Annotated in this window: 20 protein-coding genes; 4 read left to right on the top strand and 16 right to left on the bottom strand. The window is 51.8% G+C overall.

Translation table 11 applies throughout. From position 1 onward, the window contains the following. Positions 1–12 precede the first annotated feature (12 nt). The 15 genes from rnhB to rpsB all read right to left on the bottom strand — a co-directional run bounded on the left by rnhB (position 13) and on the right by rpsB (position 15030). The gene (rnhB, locus tag OGX97_RS03730) at positions 13–609 is read right to left on the bottom strand and encodes a ribonuclease HII (RefSeq protein WP_003018518.1); all 597 of its coding nucleotides are present in this window, start codon (positions 607–609) and stop codon (positions 13–15) included. Further along, positions 606–1754 carry a lipid-A-disaccharide synthase gene (gene lpxB, locus OGX97_RS03735; RefSeq protein ID WP_235125305.1) on the bottom strand — a complete coding sequence of 383 codons (1149 nt, stop codon included), beginning with the start codon at positions 1752–1754 and terminating at the stop codon, positions 606–608. Before lpxB ends, rnhB begins: the two co-directional genes overlap by 4 nt. After that, positions 1754–2542 carry an acyl-ACP--UDP-N-acetylglucosamine O-acyltransferase gene (gene lpxA, locus OGX97_RS03740; RefSeq protein ID WP_003018525.1) on the bottom strand — a complete coding sequence of 263 codons (789 nt, stop codon included), beginning with the start codon at positions 2540–2542 and terminating at the stop codon, positions 1754–1756. Before lpxA ends, lpxB begins: the two co-directional genes overlap by 1 nt. A gap of 3 nt (positions 2543–2545) precedes the next feature. Further along, positions 2546–3001 carry a 3-hydroxyacyl-ACP dehydratase FabZ gene (fabZ, locus tag OGX97_RS03745; protein ID WP_003018528.1) on the bottom strand — a complete coding sequence of 152 codons (456 nt, stop codon included), beginning with the start codon at positions 2999–3001 and terminating at the stop codon, positions 2546–2548. A 103-nt stretch (positions 3002–3104) separates the two neighbouring features. Next, positions 3105–4130 carry a UDP-3-O-(3-hydroxymyristoyl)glucosamine N-acyltransferase gene (gene lpxD, locus OGX97_RS03750; protein ID WP_006686790.1) on the bottom strand — a complete coding sequence of 342 codons (1026 nt, stop codon included), beginning with the start codon at positions 4128–4130 and terminating at the stop codon, positions 3105–3107. Positions 4131–4133: 3 nt separating this feature from the next. Then, positions 4134–4619: a molecular chaperone Skp gene (gene skp, locus OGX97_RS03755; RefSeq protein ID WP_003018533.1), complete on the bottom strand. Its 486-nt coding sequence runs from the start codon at positions 4617–4619 to the stop codon at positions 4134–4136. Between the two features lie 122 nt (positions 4620–4741). Further along, a complete protein-coding gene (gene bamA / locus OGX97_RS03760) occupies positions 4742–7159 on the bottom strand; it encodes an outer membrane protein assembly factor BamA (RefSeq protein ID WP_279850889.1) in 2418 nt (805 codons plus the stop codon). A 29-nt stretch (positions 7160–7188) separates the two neighbouring features. Next, positions 7189–8541: a sigma E protease regulator RseP gene (gene rseP, locus OGX97_RS03765; protein WP_286591913.1), complete on the bottom strand. Its 1353-nt coding sequence runs from the start codon at positions 8539–8541 to the stop codon at positions 7189–7191. A gap of 11 nt (positions 8542–8552) precedes the next feature. After that, positions 8553–9410 carry a phosphatidate cytidylyltransferase gene (gene cdsA / locus OGX97_RS03770; RefSeq protein ID WP_111466091.1) on the bottom strand — a complete coding sequence of 286 codons (858 nt, stop codon included), beginning with the start codon at positions 9408–9410 and terminating at the stop codon, positions 8553–8555. 12 nt (positions 9411–9422) lie between these two features. Further along, positions 9423–10181 (bottom strand): (2E,6E)-farnesyl-diphosphate-specific ditrans,polycis-undecaprenyl-diphosphate synthase, encoded by a 759-nt coding sequence (ispU, locus tag OGX97_RS03775; protein WP_008786266.1) that lies wholly within the window; start codon positions 10179–10181, stop codon positions 9423–9425. 187 nt (positions 10182–10368) lie between these two features. Then, complete coding sequence (gene ispC / locus OGX97_RS03780; RefSeq protein ID WP_235125365.1) at positions 10369–11565, bottom strand: 1-deoxy-D-xylulose-5-phosphate reductoisomerase; 1197 nt, start codon at positions 11563–11565, stop codon at positions 10369–10371. Between the two features lie 183 nt (positions 11566–11748). Then, entirely contained in the window at positions 11749–12306 is a 558-nt protein-coding gene (gene frr, locus OGX97_RS03785) for a ribosome recycling factor (RefSeq protein ID WP_003018547.1), read from the bottom strand. A gap of 139 nt (positions 12307–12445) precedes the next feature. Continuing rightward, on the bottom strand, positions 12446–13171 hold the full coding sequence (pyrH, locus tag OGX97_RS03790; RefSeq protein ID WP_003018549.1) for a UMP kinase: 726 nt from the start codon (positions 13169–13171) through the stop codon (positions 12446–12448). A 145-nt stretch (positions 13172–13316) separates the two neighbouring features. Then, positions 13317–14168, bottom strand: coding sequence for a translation elongation factor Ts (tsf, locus tag OGX97_RS03795; RefSeq protein WP_003018551.1), 852 nt, complete (start codon positions 14166–14168; stop codon positions 13317–13319). Between the two features lie 136 nt (positions 14169–14304). Beyond that, entirely contained in the window at positions 14305–15030 is a 726-nt protein-coding gene (rpsB, locus tag OGX97_RS03800) for a 30S ribosomal protein S2 (RefSeq protein WP_003018553.1), read from the bottom strand. Between the two features lie 449 nt (positions 15031–15479). Here rpsB and map point away from each other — a divergent pair, with 449 nt between their 5' ends. The 4 genes from map to OGX97_RS03820 all read left to right on the top strand — a co-directional run bounded on the left by map (position 15480) and on the right by OGX97_RS03820 (position 20412). Continuing rightward, positions 15480–16274, top strand: coding sequence for a type I methionyl aminopeptidase (gene map / locus OGX97_RS03805; RefSeq protein ID WP_235125375.1), 795 nt, complete (start codon positions 15480–15482; stop codon positions 16272–16274). A gap of 113 nt (positions 16275–16387) precedes the next feature. Continuing rightward, the gene (gene glnD / locus OGX97_RS03810; protein WP_286591916.1) at positions 16388–19060 is read left to right on the top strand and encodes a bifunctional uridylyltransferase/uridylyl-removing protein GlnD; all 2673 of its coding nucleotides are present in this window, start codon (positions 16388–16390) and stop codon (positions 19058–19060) included. A gap of 31 nt (positions 19061–19091) precedes the next feature. Next, positions 19092–19916: a 2,3,4,5-tetrahydropyridine-2,6-dicarboxylate N-succinyltransferase gene (dapD, locus tag OGX97_RS03815; protein ID WP_003829186.1), complete on the top strand. Its 825-nt coding sequence runs from the start codon at positions 19092–19094 to the stop codon at positions 19914–19916. Positions 19917–20025: 109 nt separating this feature from the next. After that, positions 20026–20412 carry a DUF3461 family protein gene (locus OGX97_RS03820; RefSeq protein WP_005132126.1) on the top strand — a complete coding sequence of 129 codons (387 nt, stop codon included), beginning with the start codon at positions 20026–20028 and terminating at the stop codon, positions 20410–20412. Between the two features lie 94 nt (positions 20413–20506). Here OGX97_RS03820 and cdaR read toward each other — a convergent pair whose 3' ends face one another. Next, positions 20507–21664: a DNA-binding transcriptional regulator CdaR gene (cdaR, locus tag OGX97_RS03825; RefSeq protein WP_003829189.1), complete on the bottom strand. Its 1158-nt coding sequence runs from the start codon at positions 21662–21664 to the stop codon at positions 20507–20509. Between the last annotated feature and the right edge of the window lie 122 nt (positions 21665–21786).

A 21786-nucleotide genomic window follows, 5' to 3' on the forward strand; every position in this document is an offset into this window, starting at 1 on the left:
TCGACACAAGAATCAGGACGAGAGTCCCAGTGCGCGTTTGACGGGGCCAAAGCTGCGGCGATGGTGCTCAGTCGCACCATGCAGTGCCAATTTTTCCAGATGAAATGCGGTTGGATAACCTTTGTGCTGTGCAAAACCATACTGTGGAAAAACCGTATCCAGCGCCGCCATTTCAGCGTCACGGGTCACTTTTGCCAGAATCGATGCGGCGCTAATCTCCGCCACGCGGCTATCACCTTTGACCACCGCCATCGACGGTACCGGTAATGCCGGGCAACGATTGCCGTCAATCAGCACGTATTCAGGCGCAATATGCAGACCCGCAACCGCACGCTGCATGGCCAGCATGGTGGCATGCAAAATGTTCAGCTCGTCGATTTCATGCGGTTCCGCCCGACCCAGGCTCCAGCTTAACGCTTTTTCTTTAATTTCATCAAACAGCGCCAGGCGACGTTTTTCTGACAGTTTTTTTGAGTCGTTAAGACCGATAATAGGGCGAGCCGGATCCAGAATGACGGCAGCAGTGACGACTGCGCCAACCAAAGGGCCGCGCCCGACTTCATCCACACCCGCGACTAAATGCGTATGCGGATACACAAATTCAATCATTGCGCTAACTCCAGGACCGCATCCGCCGCCTGCTCATCAGCATTGCAACGGATCTGCTGGTGCAGTTCACGGAATGTGTCGTGCATCGCATGGCTGGTTTTACCATTTGCCAGCAATGGCAACAGCGCTTGCGACAGCGCCTGCGGTTCACACTCTTCCTGCAACAGCTCTTTAACCAGTTCTCTTCCCGCCAGCAGGTTAGGTAGCGAAACGTAATCCGTTTTCACCAGGCGCTTCGCCAGCCAAAAGGTGAAGGGTTTCATACGGTAGCCAACCACCATCGGGCATTTTGCCAGCATACACTCCAGCGCGGCGGTACCTGAAGCCAGCAGTGCGGCATCGCTGGCCACCATTGCTTCACGTCCCATACCATTGAGCAGATGTACAGAAAGCTCCGGTGCAACTTCCGCTTTAATGCGTTCAAACTGCTCGCGACGTTTGGCATTCACCAACGGCACCACCACTTCGAGATCCGGATAATGCTGGCGTAATAGCTGCGCCGTTTTCAGAAAATCGGCGCTGAGCATCTCCACTTCTGCACCGCGGCTTCCTGGCAGTAGCGCCAGGCAGTGAGCGTCATGAGGAATGCCCAGAGCATCACGCGCCGCATTTTTATCCGGGTCCAATGGCATGGCATCCGCCATGGTATGACCGATAAAGCGGCACGGGACGTTAAATTTGTCATAAAACGCTTTTTCGAAAGGCAGAAAGGCCAGCACCATGTTGGTGGATCTGCCTATTTTGAAAACGCGTTTCTGTCGCCACGCCCAGACGGACGGACTGACATAATGAATGGTTTTAATGCCCTGTTTTTTCAAGTTCCCTTCGAGGGTAATGTTGAAATCAGGTGCATCAATGCCGACGAAAACATCCGGCTTTAATTCGGTGAATCGGCGAGTGAGGTCGGCACGAATATGCAGTAAACGGCGCAGGCGTCCGAGCACTTCAACAATGCCCATGACCGCCAGCTCTTCCATTTCGTACCAGGCTTCACAGCCTTCGGCCTGCATCAGCGGCCCCGCCACGCCAACAAAGCGCGCATTGGGAACACGAGCCTTGAGTGCACGGATTAACCCTGCACCAAGAATATCGCCGGAGGTTTCTCCGGCGACGAGGGCAATCGTTAAAGGACGCTGTTCAGTCATTAACGAATCAGGCCACGCGTTGAGCGCTCAAAGAAGTCGCTGAAAGCCTGAACTTCGGGATACTGTTTCGCCAGTTCCGCGATTTCTGGTTTCACTTCTTCCAGCGTTTTACCGCTACGGTACAACGCTTTGTAGGCGTTACGAATCGCGGTAATCGCTTCGCGGGTGAATCCACGACGCTTCAGACCTTCGATATTGACGCCAAACGGCGTCGCGTGGTTGCCCTGGGCGATAACGTACGGAGGCACGTCCTGGGCTACACCAGAACAGCCGCCAACCATCACATGTGCACCGATGATGCAGAACTGATGCACCGCAGTCATGCCGCCGATGATAACAAAATCATCAAGCGAAACATGTCCGGCAAGCGTGGCGTTATTCGCCAGAATACAGCGGTTGCCTACCGTACAATCATGCGCGACGTGCGCATTAATCATCAGTAAGTTATCGCTGCCCACCTTCGTCACTCCACCGCCCTGCACTGTGCCACGATGAATGGTGACGCTTTCGCGGATGCGGTTGCGATCGCCAATTTCCACACGGGTCGGTTCACCAGCATATTTAAGATCCTGGTTAACTTCACCGATGGAGGCAAACTGATAGATCTCGTTATCGCGACCAATTTTTGTATGGCCATTCACGACAACGTGAGACTTCAGTACGGTACCCTCACCAATTTCAACATGGGGTCCAACAATACAAAATGGGCCAATGTGAGCATTGGCACCAATGCTGGCGCCCTCTTCTACAATGGCGGTCGGGTGAATAAAGGCGGATTTATCAATCACGTATCAGGCCTCCCGGCTACGGGCACACATCATCGTTGCTTCGCACACAACTTTACCATCGACCAGCGCAACCCCTTTAAAACGGGTCAGGCCACGGCGCGTTTTCTCGAAAGTCACTTCCATGATCATCTGATCGCCAGGCACGACAGGACGCTTAAAGCGTGCTTCATCAATACCCGCGAAATAATACAGTTCGCCTGGTTCCAGTTTTCCTACGCTTTTAAACGCGAGGATACCGGTAGCCTGTGCCATCGCTTCCAGAATCAATACGCCAGGGAAAATAGGTTTACCCGGGAAGTGGCCCTGAAAGAAAGGCTCGTTGACGGATACATTTTTCACTGCGCGCAGAAAACGACCTTCTTCAAAATCCAGCACGCGGTCAACCAGCAGAAACGGAAAACGGTGCGGCAGAAGTTCTAAAATCTCTTCAATATGCAGAGTATGAGTGTTAGTAGTCAAAATACTCTTCCTGTCAAAATATACTAAAAGGCAATAATAACACGGCCTGTCGCAATCGTATGAATGGGACAGGCCGAAAAGTCAGACATGCAAAAAAGGTGCTTTAGTCTTGTTGATTAACCTTGCGCTCAATCGCTTTGAGGCGCTTGCTCATATCATCAATATTCATCACCAGTGCAGCTGTTTTACGCCATACCTTGTTGGGTTGTAGCGGAATGCCTGAGGAGTAGACGCCAGGTTCAGTGATAGGACGCATCACCATACCCATGCCAGTTACCGTAACTTTGTCGCATATTTCCATATGCCCATTGATCACGCTGGCACCGCCAATCATGCAATAACGGCCAATCTTCAGGCTACCCGCCATAATGACGCCACCGGCTACCGCCGTATTGTCGCCAATCACAACGTTATGCGCAATCTGGCACTGGTTATCAATGATAACACCATTACCGATCACAGTATCGTCCAGAGCACCACGGTCAATGGTGGTACAAGCGCCGATCTCGACGCGATCGCCGATAATCACGCGACCAAGCTGGGGGATCTTCACCCAGTTACCACGATCGTTCGCGTAACCAAATCCATCAGATCCAACGACAGTGCTGGACTGGATCAGGCAATTTTCACCGATCTGGATGTCGTGGTAAATCGTCACATTCGCCCACAAGCGTGAACCTGCACCGATTTTGGTATTTTTTCCGACGAAGCAACCTGCACCGATAACCACGTTATCGCCCAGTTCTACGCCAGACTCAATGACCGCATTTGCGCCCACAGAGACATTATTACCCAGCTTCGCCGTCGCATCGATCGCTGCACTGGGTGCAATGTTCTGTGCAGGCTGAGGCGTGGTATCTAAAATTTGCGCCATACGTGCATAGGTCAGGTAGGGATTCTTCACTACCAGCGCCGCACTCTTAGCAAAAGGAAGATCGTCCTGCGTCATCACAACGGCAGACGCCTGGCATACGCCTAAATGTTCACGGTATTTAGGATTCACCATGAACGTGATATTGCCAGTTTGCGCAGATTGCATGGACGCTACGCCGGTGATGACGATATCGCCATCACCGTGTAATTCTGCATCCAACTGCTCTGCTAAATCAGCCAGTCGAATTGAAGGCATTACTTATTTAACCTGTTTCAGTACGTCAGCGGTGATGTCTTTTACATCGCTGCTGTTGTATGCAACGGTGTTTGCGTCAACGACCAGATCAATGCTCTGGCTGCTGGCAACAGATTTCACAGCTGTCTGGATACGAGTAACCAGTTTGCCACGTTCTTCGTTGGAACGACGTGCACGATCCTGCTCGAAAGCCTGAGCTTTCTGAGAGAAAGTCTGGCGCTGAGCCATGACGTCTTTTTCCAGCTTGGTACGATCGCTACCTGCTTTCATTGATTGCAGACGCTGCATTTTAGATTGCAGATCGGATTCCATACGCTGCAGTTCGCTGGCACGGCCTTTGAACTCGTTTTCCAGAGTAGCAGAAACACCCGTCTTCTGTGCAACCTGTTGAAACAGGCTACCCATATTGACGATTGCAATTTTGTCAGCAGCCTGTGCGGACGTTGCCATCGCTAAACCGAGACCTGCAGCTAATAACCACTTTTTCACAATTAACTCCTTACCATCCCATTTGCACCCGAAGGTGCAGTTCTTTGCGTGGCCAGGCGATCCCATGCAAGATCGCCTAAAGTCATCGCTACACTACCACTACATTCCTTTGCGAAGAACAGTTACCAGGTTTTACCAATGTTAAACTGGAACTGTTCCGCTTTGTCTCCATCGTACTTCTTGAACGGCTGGGCGTAGGAGAAAACCAACGGCCCCAATGGGGACATCCATTGTAACGCGATACCCGCTGACATACGGATATTGCTCGGATCACTATAGTCCGGCACATCCGACGGCGCAGATGACGGATCCCAGTTCGTATCCCAAACGGTACCCATATCCCAGAAGAAGGAGGTACGGACCGAGTTAGCATACTTATCGCTGATGAACGGCGTCGGGGTAATAAATTCCAGGCTGGCAACAGCCATGGCGTTACCACCTACCGCATCATCTGATTTACAGCCTGAATCCTGAGTACAGTCTTCGTAATCATCATTGTCATCATTAGGATCAGTGTGAGCACCCTTTTTATAAACCGCTTTCGGACCAATGGTGTTGGACTGGAAGCCACGCACGGTACTGGAACCACCGGCGTAGAAGTTCTCGTAGAACGGCATCTCTTTGCTGCCAATGCCATCCCCATAACCTACCTTGGTACGACCCAGAACAACCCACTTGTGATCGTCATCGATCGGCACATAGGTCGCGGTATCCATCGACAGTTTGTAGTATTCGTTGTCTGAACCCGGAATGGTGACTTTACCGTTCAGGTTGACACGCGAACCGTCTGTCGGGAAATAACCACGGTCTAACTTGTTGTATGTCCAACCGTAGTTAAAGGTGAAATCATCAGCGGCAAAACTGCTGGTATCAGCGGATTGTCCCATCGACTCAAGATAACGATCCATTGCGATCTGCGGCTGCATATTGGACAGTTTGTTATGTACATAACCCAGGCCCGCACGCAACGTGTTGTATTCGTTGACCGGGAAGCCCAGCGTCACGTCTGTACCATAACTTTTGTTGGTATAGTCGGACAGGTCTGCATCATCCGCTTCAAAGTCGTTATAGAAGACGCGGCCACCAAGGCTCACACCATCAACGGTGAAGTACGGGTTAGTGACAGACAACTCAGTATAGGTCTGGTAGTCGTTTTTGGTGCCGTTAATCCCGACAGAATAACCGGTACCTAACCAGTTATCTTGCTGAACGCCAGCCTGGAAACTCACGCCGCTCTCGGTACCGTAACCGACGCCGAAGTTAAAGCTACCGGTGTTACGCTCTTTGACCTTGTAGACCACATCAACCTGATCCGGACGGCCTGGAACACGCTGAGTATCGGTATCAACGGTTTCAAAGTAACCCAGACGGTTCAGACGCTCTTTACCCTGATCGACCAGATCGCTGCCCAACCATGCACCTTCCATCTGACGCATTTCGCGACGCAGAACGGAATCTTTAGAAGTGTCGTTACCTTCAAAACGGATCTTACGCACATAGAAACGGTTACCCGCATCCACGTTTACACGTAATTTAACGGTTTTGTCGGCGTCGTTGATTTCAGGCTGCGACTGAACGCGCGGATAGGCATAGCCATAGCGACCCAGAAGCTTCTTGATATCATCTTCCATTTTGGTCACTTTGGTGCCGTTATAGAGTTCACCTGGCTCGATCTTCGTCAGGGTCTCAATTTCGGCGGAGTGCCCGGCCAGGTTACCGCTCACCTGAACCCCAGAAAGCTTGTACTGCTCGCCTTCAGTGATGTTAACGGTGATGTAGATGCCTTTTTTATCCGGCGTCAGGCTGACCTGAGTGGAATCAATGTTGAAACGAGCATAACCGCGATCCAGATAGTAGCTACGCAGGGTTTCAAGGTCGCCCGCCAGCTTCTGTTTCTGGTATTTACGATCGCCCACCACGTTCCACCACGGCACTTCGTCACGCAACTGGAAGTGAGAGATAAGTTCGTCAGTCGAGAAGGCATGGTTGCCGACGATATTGATCTGTTGGATCTTCGCCGAAACACCTTCCTGGAAGACCAGCTTGAGGTCAACGCGGTTACGCGGCAACGGCGTCACCACCGCTTTCACACTGGCGCTGTACTTACCGACGCTATAGTAGAAATCTTCCAGGCCCTTTTCGATATCGGCAAGCGTTGTGCGATCCAGAGACTCGCCAACACGCACGCCAGACGCCTCGAGGTTTTGCTTCAGCATGTCATCTTTCACCGATTTGTTACCGGAGAAAGTAATGCTGGCAATCGTCGGACGTTCTTTTACCTGAACCAGAAGGGTATCACCATCGCGCAGGACGCGGACATCCTCAAAGTTTCCGGTGGCGAACAGAGCACGAATGGTATTACTGATGTCTTCATCATTAACCGTGTCGCCTGTGCGCACCGGCATACTGAGGAGAGCCGCACCAACGGCGACTCGCTGTAGGCCTTCGAAATGAATGTCCTTCACTACGAACCCTTCAGCACCGTATACGGTGGCGCTGCTAAACAGCAGCGACGCTATGAGCAACTTTTTCATCGCCATCGTTATTATGCGTTCTTCCTAACACTCTCTTACAACCGAGAGAAATCATTGAAAAGTGCAAGCCCCATTAACAACACCAGCAAGATAGAGCCAATGCGATAACTAAAGTCTTGAACCCGCTCGGATACCGGACCGCCCTTCAGCTTTTCAATCGCCAGGAACAGCAGATGCCCCCCGTCAAGAACGGGCAACGGAAACAGGTTGATTATCCCTAAGTTCACGCTGATAAGCGCAAGGAACATCAGGTAATAAATAATCCCGAACTCCGCTGACATCCCAGCCCCCTGGGCGATAGAAATCGGCCCACTGAGGTTGTTCAGTTTTACATCACCGGTAATCAATTTTCCCAGCATACTGACCGTCAGCTTCATCAACTGCCACGTTTTATCCGAGGCTTCGAGGATGGCGCTGAAGGGCCCATACTGGCGTACAGTCTTATACTCATCAGGCAGAGGAATAACTTTAGGCACCACGCCCGCAAACCCTTCTGCCTTACCGTTAACCTGTTTTGAATCTGGGGTTAACGTTAAAGACAAGGAACTTCTTTGTCTTTCAATATCTAGCGCTAACGGCGTATCCGGATTATCGCGCACCAGCGTCACGAACGTCATCCATTGCGTCAGCGACTGACCATTGACTTTAACGATCCTGTCGCCCGCTTGCAAACCCGCCTTACTTGCAGCGGAATTAACCTGCACTTCTGACAGTACCGGTTCAATCTGCGGACCACGCGGACGCATGCCCAAACTAGAGACAGGATCCTCTTTGTCTGGCTCAAATGCCCAATGGCGTAAATCCAGCGTTTTGTCCTGTCGCTGGTTACTGCCAAACTGCGCCACGCTGAGGGTCGTATGCTCATCGCCAATTTTGGATACCAGTTGCAATCGCACGGCATCCCAATCAGGGGTTTCGATGCCATCAACCGCTTTTAGTTCCGTACCCGGCTGAATTTGCGCCTGTGCAGCAATCGAGTTGGGTGTTATTTCACCAATAACCGGACGAACGCCAGGGACGCCAATGATAAACACCAGCCAATAAGCAAAAATAGCAAAAAGGAAGTTTGCAATCGGACCTGCGGCGATAATAGCAGCACGTTGTCCAACCGTTTTATTGTTGAAGGCGTAATGGCGCAATTCCGGTGCGACCGGTTCAGCGCGCTCATCCAGCATTTTGACGTAACCGCCGAGGGGAATCATGGCGATGACGTATTCCGTACCTGATTTATCGGTACGCCGCCAAAGCGCTTTTCCAAAGCCAATGGAAAAGCGTTCGACGCGGACTCCGCAGCGCCGTGCAACCCAGAAATGACCAAATTCATGCACGGTGATAAGCACACCAAGTGCAATGATGAATGCAGCCAAATTCCAGAGAATACTCAGCATAAGACCATCCGTTAGAGCGTCCTGAACACCAGTAACAACAGGCAGGCAAAGACCGGTACCGCAGCCGTCAGGCTATCAATACGATCCAGAATACCGCCGTGTCCTGGAATTAAGTGACCACTGTCCTTAATACCTGCTTCACGCTTAAACATACTCTCGGTCAGGTCACCCAGCACGGAGGCCAGGGCTGCAACGATGGAGCAAATGAGCAAGGTGACAGGCGCAACTTCAAGATTCGCCCACATGCCATAACCCCATGAGATTACGGCCGCAGTGGCGAGTCCGCCAAAAAAACCCTGCCAGGTTTTTCCAGGAGAAACCTTCGGCGCCAGCTTATGTTTGCCAAATAGCTTACCAAACATATACGCACCAGAGTCCGCTCCCCAGACGAGGATCATGACATACAGCAGCCATAGCGCGCCACTATAATGATTCTCATCATAGTGCCATGCACGTAGCGCCAGCATTCCCCAAAAGAACGGGACAATGGTTAACACGCCGAAAATTATGCGTAATGTTTTGGAATTACGCCAGACCGACGCAGACTCTGGGTAAAACAATACCAGTAACAGTGCTACGACCCACCAGCCCAGCGACGCCCACAGCGATACTTCAACCAGCGGTTGATGGATATCGCGATGGTACTCTGGCAGCAAAAATAGCATCAGTGCCAGCAATAGCCCGCACAAAACCGCCAGCCAGACTCGCTGCGTACGCGTGGTAAAACCGCTTAACTGTCCCCATTCCCAGGCGGCCAACATACAGACGACCAACGTAACAATGGCGAACCCCACCGGCGGCAGCAAAAACAGCGCCGCGATGACAACGGGTATTAAAACAAAAGCAGAAATCAGGCGATACTTCAGCAAAAGCGACCCCCATCAGGCTTTTTCATCACCGGGTTCGGTGCCGCCGAAACGACGCTCACGATTAGCAAAGGCATGCAGCGCACCTTCAAAGTCTTGTTCATCGAAATCGGGCCAGAGAACATCGGTAAAGTAAAGTTCGGCATAGGCAATTTGCCACAACAGAAAATTACTAATTCGGTGCTCTCCCCCAGTCCTTATCACTAAATCCACAGGAGCCAGCTCATGCATACAAATTTGCTGCCCAAGCATCTCTTCATCGATTTGCTCAGGATGCAGCACACCGTCCTGCACCTGTTGTGCCAGTTGCCTGACTCCCTGGACAATATCCCACCGTCCACCGTAATTCGCTGCAATATTCAGCGTCAACCCGGTATTCTGGGCGGTAATCGCTTCTGATTTGCGAATCCGTTCTTGCAAACGTGAGTTAAATCGACTGATATCCCCGATAATACGCAGGCGTACGTTATGGCGATGCAGGTTTTTCACTTCGCTATCAAGTGCCCACACAAACAGTTCCATTAACGCGCTCACTTCCTGCGCAGGTCGGTTCCAGTTCTCACTGCTAAAGGCATACAGCGTTAACGCATCAATACCGTTATTGGCAGCAAAAGAGACAGCCCGGCGGACGGATTTTGCTCCAGCCTTATGCCCAAAGGCGCGAATCTTCCCTTGCTTTTTCGCCCAGCGGCCATTGCCATCCATGATAATTGCGACATGGCGACAACCATGTGCTGGCAAATTTTCGCTTAATGGTTTAGTTGCAGACAACATAACGCGTTATTAGTCCCTGAAAGGATTTACGGTACTCAGGAATACTGAAGCCTATCCACAAAAAAGCCGTGTCAAACCACGGCTTACCCGACCGAAAAAAAGCAAATACCCGCGATCGGGTGGCGCAGACTATATCACTGAAGCCCAACGCTAACAAATAGCACGATTCTCCGTAGAGGGATTATCATCAGCTTGAGAGTCGCATCACTTCTTTTCTGGCGACTTCCCGCGCGGTGGCATCGACCTTCAACACGTCGTCAACGCTCTGCGGTTCCTGCAAATCCATCTTATCCAGTACAGATAAATTGAGATCGGCAATATCGGTAAATCGGATCTGCTGCGCCAGGAATGCGGCAACGGTAATTTCATTCGCGGCATTGAGTGCGGTCGTCGCCGCCTGACCTTGCTCAAACGCGTCCATCGCCAGTTTCAGGCACGGATAACGCTGGTAATCAGGTGCGGAAAACGTCAACGCACTGAGTTTGCAAAAGTCGACAGGCTTAACACCGGACGTCACACGTTCTGGCCATGCCATCGTATGGGCAATAGGTGTACGCATATCAGGTTCACCCAACTGCGCCAGAACACTACCATCCTGATAACGGACCATCGAATGAATAACCGACTGCGGATGAATCAGCACTTCTATCTGGCTTGCACTGGCATTAAATAACCAACGCGCTTCAATGTATTCCAGACCTTTGTTCATCATGGTGGCGGAATCGACAGAGATTTTTCGTCCCATCGACCAATTCGGATGACGGCATGCCTGATCGGGGGTCATAGAGACCAGATCGCGCAATGGCGTTTCACGGAATGGGCCACCAGACCCGGTAAGCAGAACTGACATGACGCCGTTTTGCTCAAGGTCAGCGTATCCCAGATTGTGTTGGATAGGTTGCGGTAAACTCTGAAAAATCGCGTTATGCTCGCTATCTACCGGCAAAAGCTGCGCTTTGTGGCGTTTCACGTCGTCCATAAACAGACGACCGCAGGTCACCAGAGATTCTTTATTCGCCAGCAAAATGCTTTTGCTCGCACGAATTGCCGCCAGCGTCGGCAGCAAACCCGCTGCGCCGACAATCGCTGCCATGACCTGATCAACATCATCCAGCGCAGCCATATCACAGGCAGCCTGCTGCCCGCTCATCACCTCGGTACGGCTACCCTGTGCCAAAAGAGCAGCTTTTACCTGTGCCGCGCTTTTTTCATCATCCATTACCGCATAGCGAGGCGCAAACTCCAGGCATTGCTCTACCATACGGGCAACATTTTTACCCGCCACCAACGCAGCAACACGAAATTTTTCCGGGTTATGGCGTACTACATCCAGCGTACTGCAACCAATGGAACCGGTTGATCCCAGGATGGTTAATTGCTTCATCGGACATCCAGAAGAATTTTACTCGTCATACTTCAAGTTGCATGTACGTTGGCTTTACTCGGCCTTTGGCGTCACCGCCTTCCTGCAACTTGAATTATTTAGAGTATGTAGACAGAAAAAAGCAAAACGCCGCCATCCAGCCTTCTCAGGCCTTCTAAGCGGCGTTTTTAGCGTACAGGCGAATCAGAACTGCATCAGTTCTGCTTCTTTCTCTGCCAGCGCCGCATCAACTTTTTTGATTGCTGCGTCAGTCAGTTTCTGTACGTCGTCCTGAGAACGGCGATCGTCATCTTCGCTGATCTCTTTTTCTTTCAACAACGCTTTCACTTTGTCGTTTGCATCACGGCGTACGTTACGTACCGCAACACGCGCGCCTTCAGCTTCACCACGTACGATCTTGGTCAGATCTTTACGACGTTCTTCGGTCAGCGGCGGCAGCGGAACGCGGATGTCAGAGCCCGCAGAGCTTGGATTCAGACCGAGGTCGGAAGCCATGATTGCTTTCTCAACGGCTGGACCCATAGAACGGTCAAATACGTTGATTTTCAGGGTACGGGAATCTTCAACCGTTACGCTTGCCAGCTGGCGCAGCGGAGTCGGCGTGCCGTAATATTCCACGACAATACCATCCAGCAGGCTAGGAGAAGCACGACCCGTGCGAATTTTGCTGATTTGGTTTTTGAACGCTTCGACGCATTTGTCCATGCGTACTTCAGCATCTTTTCTGATATCGTTGATCACGTTACGAATCCTTGAAAGCTTGTTTCAGTCAGACCATACCCGCCACGCAAGATGTGACAAGTATAGTCTTGATTAATTTTGAGGGACGTATCCCGCGACATTAAAGCGGAATATTACCTGCATTTAGCCGCAACGGGAATTATTCCGTGATTAACGTGCCTTCTTTTTCACCCATAACAACACGGCGCAGTGCACCTGGTTTGTTCATGTTAAAGACACGAATCGGTAATTTGTGGTCACGAGCCAGCGTGAACGCGGCAAGATCCATTACTTTCAGCTCTTTATCCAGTACTTCAGTGTAGGTCAACTGTTCGTACATAGTCGCCGTTGGATCTTTAGCCGGGTCGGCAGTAAATACGCCATCGACTTTGGTGGCTTTCAGAACCACATCCGCTTCAATTTCAATACCGCGCAGGCAGGCTGCAGAATCGGTGGTGAAGAACGGATTGCCGGTACCCGCAGACAAAATAACAACGCGGTTGTTACGCAGCAGGCTGATAGCTTCGGCCCAGCTGTAGTTATCACACACGCCGTTCAGAGGAATTGCGGACATCAAGCGAGCGTTCACATAGGCGCGGTGAAGCGCATCGCGCATCGCCAGACCGTTCATTACGGTGGCTAACATGCCCATGTGGTCGCCCACAACGCGGTTCATCCCCGCTTTCGCCAGACCAGCGCCACGGAACAGGTTACCACCACCAATCACTACGCCAACCTGAATACCCAGCTCAACCAGCTCTTTGATTTCCTGAGCCATGCGGTCGAGGATGCTTGCATCAATACCGAAGCCTTCTGAACCTTGCAGAGCTTCGCCACTTAACTTAAGCAGAATACGTTTGTAGACGGGTTTTGCATTGGTAGCCATGTTTCTTTCCTGAGACTGTCAACGAATGAGATGAGTTAATTCCGGCGACATTGTATGTCGCTTTTCAGCATGACCACTATAGCGGTTCGCTGAATTTACAAGCCAGACACAAAAAGAAGCCGCCCTCAGGCGGCTCCTTTAAAAATTAAGACTGCTTGGACATCGCAGCAACTTCTGCTGCAAAGTCAGTCTCAACTTTCTCGATGCCTTCACCCACTTCAAAGCGGATGAAACCAGTTACGTCAGCGTTATGCTCTTTCAGCAGCTGACCAACAGATTTGCTCGGTTCCATGACGAAAGGCTGACCGGTCAGAGAAACTTCGCCGGTGAATTTCTTCATGCGGCCTTCAACCATTTTCTCTGCGATTTCTTTCGGCTTGCCAGACTGCATAGCGATGTCCAGCTGAACCTGGTATTCTTTTTCTACCACTTCAGCGGAAACGTCTTCCGGCTTAACGAATTCTGGTTTGCTTGCAGCAACGTGCATTGCCAGCTGTTTAACCAGTTCTTCGTCAGCGCCAGTTGCAGCAACCAGAACACCGATACGAGCACCGTGCTGGTAGTTACCCAGAACTTCGCCTTCCAGGGAAGCAACGCGACGGATGTTGATGTTCTCACCGATTTTAGCAACCAGAGCAACACGTTCTTCTTCGAACTGTGCTTTCAGAACTTCAACGTCAGTGATTTTGCCAGCAACGGCAGCGTCCAGTACTTTGTCAGCAAATGCCTGGAAACCAGCATCTTTAGCAACGAAGTCAGTCTGGCAGTTAACTTCCAGAATGAAAGCGATGTTGCCGTCGATTTTGGTTTTGATTACGCCGTCAGCAGCAACGTTGCCTGCTTTTTTCGCCGCTTTGATTGCACCGGACTTACGCATGTTTTCGATTGCCAGCTCGATGTCGCCATTAGCTTCAGTCAGTGCTTTTTTGCAATCCATCATGCCTGCGCCAGTACGCTCACGCAGCTCTTTTACCAGGGATGCGGTAATTTCAGCCATTCTAAAATCCTCGGAAGATTTGATCTGCCCGGCATGAAACCGCACAGATTTAAAAGTGAAAAAGGGGGCCATATACAGGCCCCCTAACCAAACGTGATACTACCTGGTCTATAAGGGCTCTAACGAGCGTGCCTTATTATTCAGCTTCTACGAAGCTTTCTTCCGCCTGGGAAGCCAGATCCTGAGAACGGCCTTCACGAACGGTAGTAGCTACAGCGCCCAGGTACAGGGTCACAGCACGGATTGCGTCGTCGTTACCCGGGATAACGAAGTCAACACCGTCCGGATCAGAGTTGGTATCAACGATAGCAAATACTGGGATACCCAGGTTGTTTGCTTCTTTGATAGCAATGTGCTCGTGGTCAGCATCGATTACGAACAGAGCGTCCGGCAGACCGCCCATATCTTTGATACCGCCCAGGCTGTTTTCCAGTTTCTCAAGCTCACGAGTACGCATCAGCGCTTCTTTCTTGGTCAGCTTTTCGAAAGTACCGTCCTGAGACTGAGTTTCCAGATCTTTCAGACGTTTGATGGACTGACGAACGGTTTTCCAGTTAGTCAGCATACCGCCCAGCCAGCGATGGTTCACGAAGAACTGGTCGCAGCTGTTAGCAGCTTCTTTCACCGCTTCGCTTGCAGCGCGTTTAGTACCAACGAAAAGGATTTTACCTTTACGAGCAGAGATCTTGTTCAGTTCAGCCAGAGCTTCGTTGAACATCGGTACAGTTTTCTCAAGGTTGATGATGTGAACTTTGTTACGCGCACCGAAGATGAACGGCTTCATTTTCGGGTTCCAGTAACGGGTCTGGTGACCGAAGTGAACACCAGCCTTGAGCATGTCGCGCATGGAAACAGTTGCCATGATTAAAACCTCTATATATAAAAGTTGGGGTTAAGCCTCCACGCATCCCATATTACCGACCCCAAAGGGCACCCCGGAATATGTGCCGATACGTGTGTGTTGTTACACAAAGTGAGATTTGTCGCTCCCGTCCATCGTGTGTAGTCTTCGAATGGATCGGAAGTCCGGCGCGCTTTATACCACAAATACGCCACCGACACCAATAATTGTTGGCGGCCTGTGCTGAATGAACGATGAATTTCGTGTTACAGGAAGGCGGCAAATTTTTGAATCCCCGGGAGCTTACAACCAGTAAGTGACTGGGGTGAAAAAATGTAGCCAACGCATCTGTGGCACGAAAGGCGAAGTTCAGAATGATTCTCAATTTGGCAGGGTACACCCCAGACTGATACCATTGGCAGCACTTAAACAATTATTGCCGATATCATCGGCACTGATGGACAGAATTTATGGCTATCTCAATCAAGACCCCTGAAGAAATCGAAAAAATGCGCGTCGCTGGCCGCCTGGCCGCTGATGTACTGGAAATGATCGCGCCGTTTGTTAAACCGGGCGTCAGCACCGGCGAGCTGGATCGCCTCTGTAATGAATACATCGTGAATGAGCAGCAGGCTATTTCCGCCTGCCTGGGCTATCACGGCTATCCGAAATCCGTATGTATCTCTATTAATGAAGTCGTGTGCCACGGGATCCCGGACGACGCCAAACTTCTGAAAGACGGCGACATCGTCAACATCGACGTAACCGTGATTAAAGACGAGTACCACGGCGATACCTCCAAGATGTTTATCGTCGGCAAACCTACTATTCTGGGCGAGCGTCTGTGCCGCGTCACACAGGAAAGCCTGTATCTGGCGCTGCGAATGGTAAAACCGGGCATTCGCCTGCGCACGCTGGGCGCTGCGATTCAGAAATACGCGGAAGGCGAAGGTTTCTCTGTTGTTCGTGAATACTGCGGTCACGGTATCGGTCGCGGCTTCCATGAAGAGCCACAGGTTCTGCACTACGATGCAGACGACGGTGGTGTGGTACTGCAGCCGGGCATGACGTTCACCATAGAACCGATGCTGAATGCCGGTGATTACCGCATCCGCACCATGAAAGACGGCTGGACGGTGAAAACCAAAGACCGGAGCTTGTCTGCACAGTACGAGCATACTATTGTAGTGACGGAAAACGGCTGTGAAATTCTGACGTTACGCAAGGATGACACCATCCCGGCGATCATCACACACGGCGAATAATGTTTTGCCTGATGGCGATGCATTCGCATCTTATCAGGCCTACAAATTGTACTACTTAGTAGGCCGGATAAGGCGTTCACGCCATCATCCGGCTTTTTAATGGGTGGCGCATAATGAATACTCTTCCTGAACAGCACGCAAATACTGCCCTCCCCACCCTGCCTGGCCAACCGCAAAACCCAGGGACATGGCCACAGCAAGATCTCAACTGCTCCGGCATTAAAGCGCATATCGACACCTTCCAGAACTGGTTAGGCGAAGCGTTTGACAGTGGAATTTCCGCAGAACAGCTCATTGAGGCCCGCACCGAATTTATTGACCAACTGCTACAGCGTTTGTGGATAGAAGCTGGGTTCGGGCAAATAGCCGATCTGGCGCTGGTTGCCGTTGGTGGCTACGGACGAGGCGAATTGCACCCGCTTTCCGATATTGACCTGCTGATCCTGAGTCGTAAAAAGCTGCCTGATGCGCAGGCCGAGAAAGTCGGTGAGCTGTTAACGCTGCTATGGGACGTGAGGCTGGAGGTTGGGCATAGCGTGCGTACGCTGGAAGAGTGTCTGCTGGAAGGATTGTCAGATTTAACCGTCGCCACCAACCTGATTGAAACACGCTTGCTGATCGGCGATGTGGCGCTGTTTCTGGAGCTGCAAAAGCATATTTTTAGCGAAGGTTTCTGGCCTTCCGACAAGTTTTACGCCGCTAAAGTGGAAGAGCAGAATCAGCGCCACCAGCGCTATCACGGCACCAGCTACAACCTGGAGCCGGACATCAAAAGCAGTCCCGGCGGCCTGCGCGATATCCATACCCTGCAATGGGTGGCGCGTCGCCATTTTGGCGCCACCTCACTGGACGAAATGGTCGGCTTCGGCTTTTTGACACTGGCTGAACGCGCCGAGCTGAATGAATGTTTGCATATCCTGTGGCGGATTCGCTTCGCCCTGCATCTGGTCGTTAGTCGTTACGACAACCGCCTGCTGTTTGACCGCCAGCTCAGCGTGGCGCAAAGGCTAAACTACGGCGGCGAAGGCAACGAGCCTATCGAGCGGATGATGAAAGACTATTTCCGCGTCACCCGACGGGTCAGCGAACTGAATCACATGCTGTTGCAACTGTTCGACGAGGCGATCCTCGCCATGCCCGCCGATGAAAAACCGCGCCCGATTGATGACGACTTTCAACTGCGCGGCACGTTGATCGATCTGCGCAACGACGATCTGTTTATCCGCAAACCAGAAGCGATACTGCGGATGTTTTACATCATGGTGCGTAACAGCGCGATCAGCGGAATTTACTCCACCACGCTGCGCCATCTGCGTCATGCCCGCCGTCATTTAACGCAGCCGCTGTGCTACATCCCGGAAGCACGATCGCTGTTTCTCAGCATGTTACGCCATCCGGGCGCGGTGAGCCGCGGTCTGCTGCCGATGCATCGCCACAGCGTGTTGTGGGCCTATATGCCGCAATGGTCGCATATTGTCGGCCAAATGCAGTTTGACCTGTTTCATGCCTATACGGTGGATGAACACACCATCCGCGTAATGCTCAAGCTGGAAAGTTTTGCTAACGAAGAGACCCGTCAGCGCCATCCGCTTTGTGTGGATCTATGGCCGCGTCTGCGACAGCCGGAGTTGATTCTTATTGCCGCTCTGTTCCACGATATCGCCAAAGGCCGCGGCGGCGATCACTCAGTACTCGGCGCTCAGGACGTGCTCAAATTCGCCGAACTGCACGGCCTGAATTCCCGCGAAACGCAGCTGATCGTGTGGCTGGTGCGCCAGCATTTGCTGATGTCGGTGACCGCTCAGCGCCGCGATATTCAGGATCCCGAAGTGATCAAGCAATTCGCCGAAGAGGTACAAACGGAACACCGTCTGCGCTTTTTGGTGTGTCTGACCGTCGCGGATATTTGCGCCACCAACGAAACGCTGTGGAATAGCTGGAAGCAAAGCCTGCTACGTGAGCTGTACTTTGCAACGGAAAAACAACTCCGTCGTGGCATGCAAAATACGCCGGATATGCGTGAGCGTGTACGCCATCATCAGCTTCAGGCGCTGGCGCTACTGCGGATGGACAACATTGATGAAGAAGCGTTGCACCACATCTGGTCACGCTGTCGCGCCAACTACTTCGTGCGTCACAGCCCAAATCAGCTGGCCTGGCATGCGCGCCATCTGCTGAAACACGATCTCAGCAAGCCGCTGATCCTGCTCAGCCCACAGGCCACGCGCGGCGGGACAGAAATTTTCATCTGGAGCCCTGACCGCCCTTACCTGTTTGCCGCCGTCTGCGCCGAACTGGACAGGCGTAATCTTAGCGTCCACGATGCGCAGATTTTCACTACCCGCGATGGGATGGCGATGGATACGTTCATCGTACTGGAACCGGACGGCAGCCCGCTGTCTTCAGACCGACATGAAGCGATCCGTTTTGGACTGGAACAGGCCATCACGCAGCGCAGTTGGCAGCCACCGCAACCGCGTCGCCAGCCGGCAAAATTACGCCACTTTACCGTCGATACTGAAGTTACCTTTTTGCCGACCCATACCGACCGAAAATCATTCCTGGAGCTTATCGCTCTCGACCAGCCCGGCCTGCTGGCGCGGGTCGGGCAGATTTTTGCCGATCTGGGAATTTCGCTGCATGGCGCCAGAATTACAACCATTGGCGAGCGAGTAGAAGATTTATTCATAATCGCCACCGCCGACCGGCGCGCCCTTAATAATGAGCTGCAGCAGGAAGTGCATCAACGGTTGACAGAGGCCCTCAATCCAAACGATAAAGGGTGATGTTTTTATTTATTATGGAAAGAGTTTAACAATGCAGCAGTTACAGAACGTTATTGAGTCCGCTTTCGAGCGCCGTGCCGACATTACTCCGGCAAATGTAGATACCGTAACCCGCGAAGCGGTGAATCAGGTTATTTCTTTACTGGATTCCGGTGCACTGCGCGTCGCAGAGAAGATTGAGGGTCAGTGGGTCACACATCAGTGGCTGAAAAAGGCGGTCCTGCTCTCTTTCCGTATTAACGATAATCAGGTCATCGAAGGTGCGGAAAGCCGTTACTTCGATAAAGTACCGATGAAATTCGCCAACTACGACGAAGCGCGCTTCCAGAAGGAAGGTTTCCGCGTGGTTCCGCCTGCGGCCGTGCGTCAGGGTGCGTTTATCGCCCGTAACACCGTGCTGATGCCATCTTACGTAAACATCGGCGCTTATGTTGATGAAGGTACGATGGTTGATACCTGGGCGACAGTCGGTTCCTGTGCGCAAATCGGTAAAAACGTACACCTGTCCGGCGGCGTTGGCATCGGCGGCGTACTGGAGCCGTTGCAGGCTAACCCAACCATCATCGAAGACAACTGCTTCATCGGCGCACGCTCTGAAGTGGTTGAAGGCGTGATCGTCGAAGAAGGTTCTGTTATCTCCATGGGCGTGTACATCGGTCAGAGCACCCGTATTTACGATCGCGAAACTGGCGAAGTGCATTACGGTCGCGTTCCGGCAGGCTCCGTGGTCGTCTCCGGCAACCTGCCGTCGAAAGATGGTAAATACAGCCTGTACTGCGCGGTGATTGTGAAGAAAGTCGATGCCAAAACGCGTGGCAAAGTGGGAATCAACGAACTGTTGCGCACTATCGACTAACAGCGATTTGAAAAAGCGGGCTTAGCCCGCTTTTTTTACATCTGCGAGTGGCATAAACAAGGCTTTTCGTTAATTATTCAATGGTTATAGTGAGCTTAAGGGTACCGCTATGTATGACAATCTGAAAAGTCTGGGCATTACTAATCCTGAAGAGATCGATCGTTACAGCCTGCGGCAAGAAGCCAACAACGATATCCTGAAAATCTATTTCCAAAAGGATAAAGGCGAGTTTTTTGCCAAGAGCGTGAAGTTCAAATATCCCCGTCAGCGCAAAACGGTGGTAGCTGATGGCATCGGCCAGGGTTACAAAGAAGTGCAGGAGATCAGTCCCAACCTGCGCTATGTGATCGATGAACTGGATCAGATCTGCCAGCGCGATCGCAGCGAAGTCGATCTTAAACGCAAGATCCTTGATGATTTACGTCATCTCGAAAGCGTCGTGACCAACAAGATCAGCGAAATTGAAGCCGATCTGGAAAAACTGACGCGTAAATAAGCCGTTTGTTGCCGGATGGCGGCGTCTTACGCCTTATCCGGCCTACAGGTATATCCTCGTAGGCCTGATAAGCGTAGCGCCATCAGGCAATTAATCAATGCTGCTCATCTAACTGTAACGCCACATACAGCAGCAGTCTGTCGTCAAAATTCCCCAGATCCAGCCCGGTCAGTTCTGAAATACGATTCAGGCGATATTCCAGCGTATTGCGGTGAATAAACAGTGCCTTTGAGGTGGCCAGCGGCTGGACGTTATGACGAAACCATGCCGCCAATGTCCGACGCAGCAACCCATTGTTATCCATCGCTTTCAGCCTCACCAACGGACGCGCCAGTTCATTGGCCTGCCAGCCACCGCGCAGGCTGTCCAGCAGCACTGGCAACATCAAATCCTGATAGAAATAGCTACGGCTTTCCGGCATCCGCTGTTTACCGACCATCATGGTGGTGCGCGCCGTACGATACGAACGGGCAATGCTACCAGGCCCGGTAAAATAGTTGCCCAGCGACACGCGAAAACGCAGCTGTCCGTTCTCTTTCATGCGGGCAATAAGCTGCTCAACCCGCTTACGATGATCTTCAGCGTCCCAGCGGCCAAACTGATTGAGCGCCGGTTTCAGCACCACCATCTCGGTCAGAGAGACAATCGCAATCAGATTATTACGTTCGGGCGTGGTCAACGCATTCTGCAATTGCTGTAACTCCGCCATCGCACTGTCAACGCCAAGCTGGCCACTATCGACCTCCAACACCGCCACCACGCGTGGCTGGTTCAAATCAATGCCTAAACGCTGGGCCCATTCCATCAGCGCTGGCGTATTCTCTTCCGCCTGAATCAGGTTCATCACCAGCTCTTCACGCAGACGGCTATCCTGCGCTAACAGATGCATTAAGCGCGACTGTTCCAGCATCATTTCGGCGGTCATACACACTAACTCGCCGTATTTGCGCAGATGCTCCGGCTCGCCGGTAAGGCCGATAACGCCAACGATTTCGCCTTCCAGACGCAGAGGCAGGTTTATCCCCTGTCGTACACCGTGCAAGTGACGTGCCACCGCATCGTCGATATCGACCACCCGACCCTGCGAAAGCACCAGCAGCGCGCCTTCGTGCAATTCACCAATACGTTCGCGATCGCCGCTGCCGATTATCCGCCCACGGGCATCCATTACGTTGATATTGGTATCAATGATGCGCATGGTACGCGCCACGATATCCTGCGCCATTTTGGTATCAAGATGCCAACCAGCCATAAACCCCTCCTGTGAGCAGAGCTCAAGCATAGGGAAGATAATAAGCGGCGACATTGTGCAAATGCACAAAGCGAAAGGGAGAAGTATGGAGTTGTGGGAAGTATCACAAAAAGAAACCCCTT

This window comes from Citrobacter sp. Cpo061 (genome assembly GCF_030332845.1).
Classification (GTDB): domain Bacteria; phylum Pseudomonadota; class Gammaproteobacteria; order Enterobacterales; family Enterobacteriaceae; genus Citrobacter; species Citrobacter portucalensis.

Excerpts from the sequence above, each read along its gene's own strand:
- lpxB (WP_235125305.1), bottom strand. The coding sequence starts at position 1,754 with ATGACTGAACAGCGTCCTTTAACGATTGCCCTCGTCGCCGGAGAAACC.
- ispU (WP_008786266.1), bottom strand. The coding sequence starts at position 10,181 with ATGTTGTCTGCAACTAAACCATTAAGCGAAAATTTGCCAGCACATGGT.
- rpsB (WP_003018553.1), bottom strand. The coding sequence starts at position 15,030 with ATGGCAACTGTTTCCATGCGCGACATGCTCAAGGCTGGTGTTCACTTC.
- bamA (WP_279850889.1), bottom strand. The coding sequence starts at position 7,159 with ATGGCGATGAAAAAGTTGCTCATAGCGTCGCTGCTGTTTAGCAGCGCC.
- rnhB (WP_003018518.1), bottom strand. The coding sequence starts at position 609 with ATGATTGAATTTGTGTATCCGCATACGCATTTAGTCGCGGGTGTGGAT.
- ispC (WP_235125365.1), bottom strand. The coding sequence starts at position 11,565 with ATGAAGCAATTAACCATCCTGGGATCAACCGGTTCCATTGGTTGCAGT.
- glnD (WP_286591916.1), top strand. The coding sequence starts at position 16,388 with ATGAATACTCTTCCTGAACAGCACGCAAATACTGCCCTCCCCACCCTG.
- cdaR (WP_003829189.1), bottom strand. The coding sequence starts at position 21,664 with ATGGCTGGTTGGCATCTTGATACCAAAATGGCGCAGGATATCGTGGCG.
- map (WP_235125375.1), top strand. The coding sequence starts at position 15,480 with ATGGCTATCTCAATCAAGACCCCTGAAGAAATCGAAAAAATGCGCGTC.
- dapD (WP_003829186.1), top strand. The coding sequence starts at position 19,092 with ATGCAGCAGTTACAGAACGTTATTGAGTCCGCTTTCGAGCGCCGTGCC.
- OGX97_RS03820 (WP_005132126.1), top strand. The coding sequence starts at position 20,026 with ATGTATGACAATCTGAAAAGTCTGGGCATTACTAATCCTGAAGAGATC.
- rseP (WP_286591913.1), bottom strand. The coding sequence starts at position 8,541 with ATGCTGAGTATTCTCTGGAATTTGGCTGCATTCATCATTGCACTTGGT.
- tsf (WP_003018551.1), bottom strand. The coding sequence starts at position 14,168 with ATGGCTGAAATTACCGCATCCCTGGTAAAAGAGCTGCGTGAGCGTACT.
- pyrH (WP_003018549.1), bottom strand. The coding sequence starts at position 13,171 with ATGGCTACCAATGCAAAACCCGTCTACAAACGTATTCTGCTTAAGTTA.
- lpxD (WP_006686790.1), bottom strand. The coding sequence starts at position 4,130 with ATGCCTTCAATTCGACTGGCTGATTTAGCAGAGCAGTTGGATGCAGAA.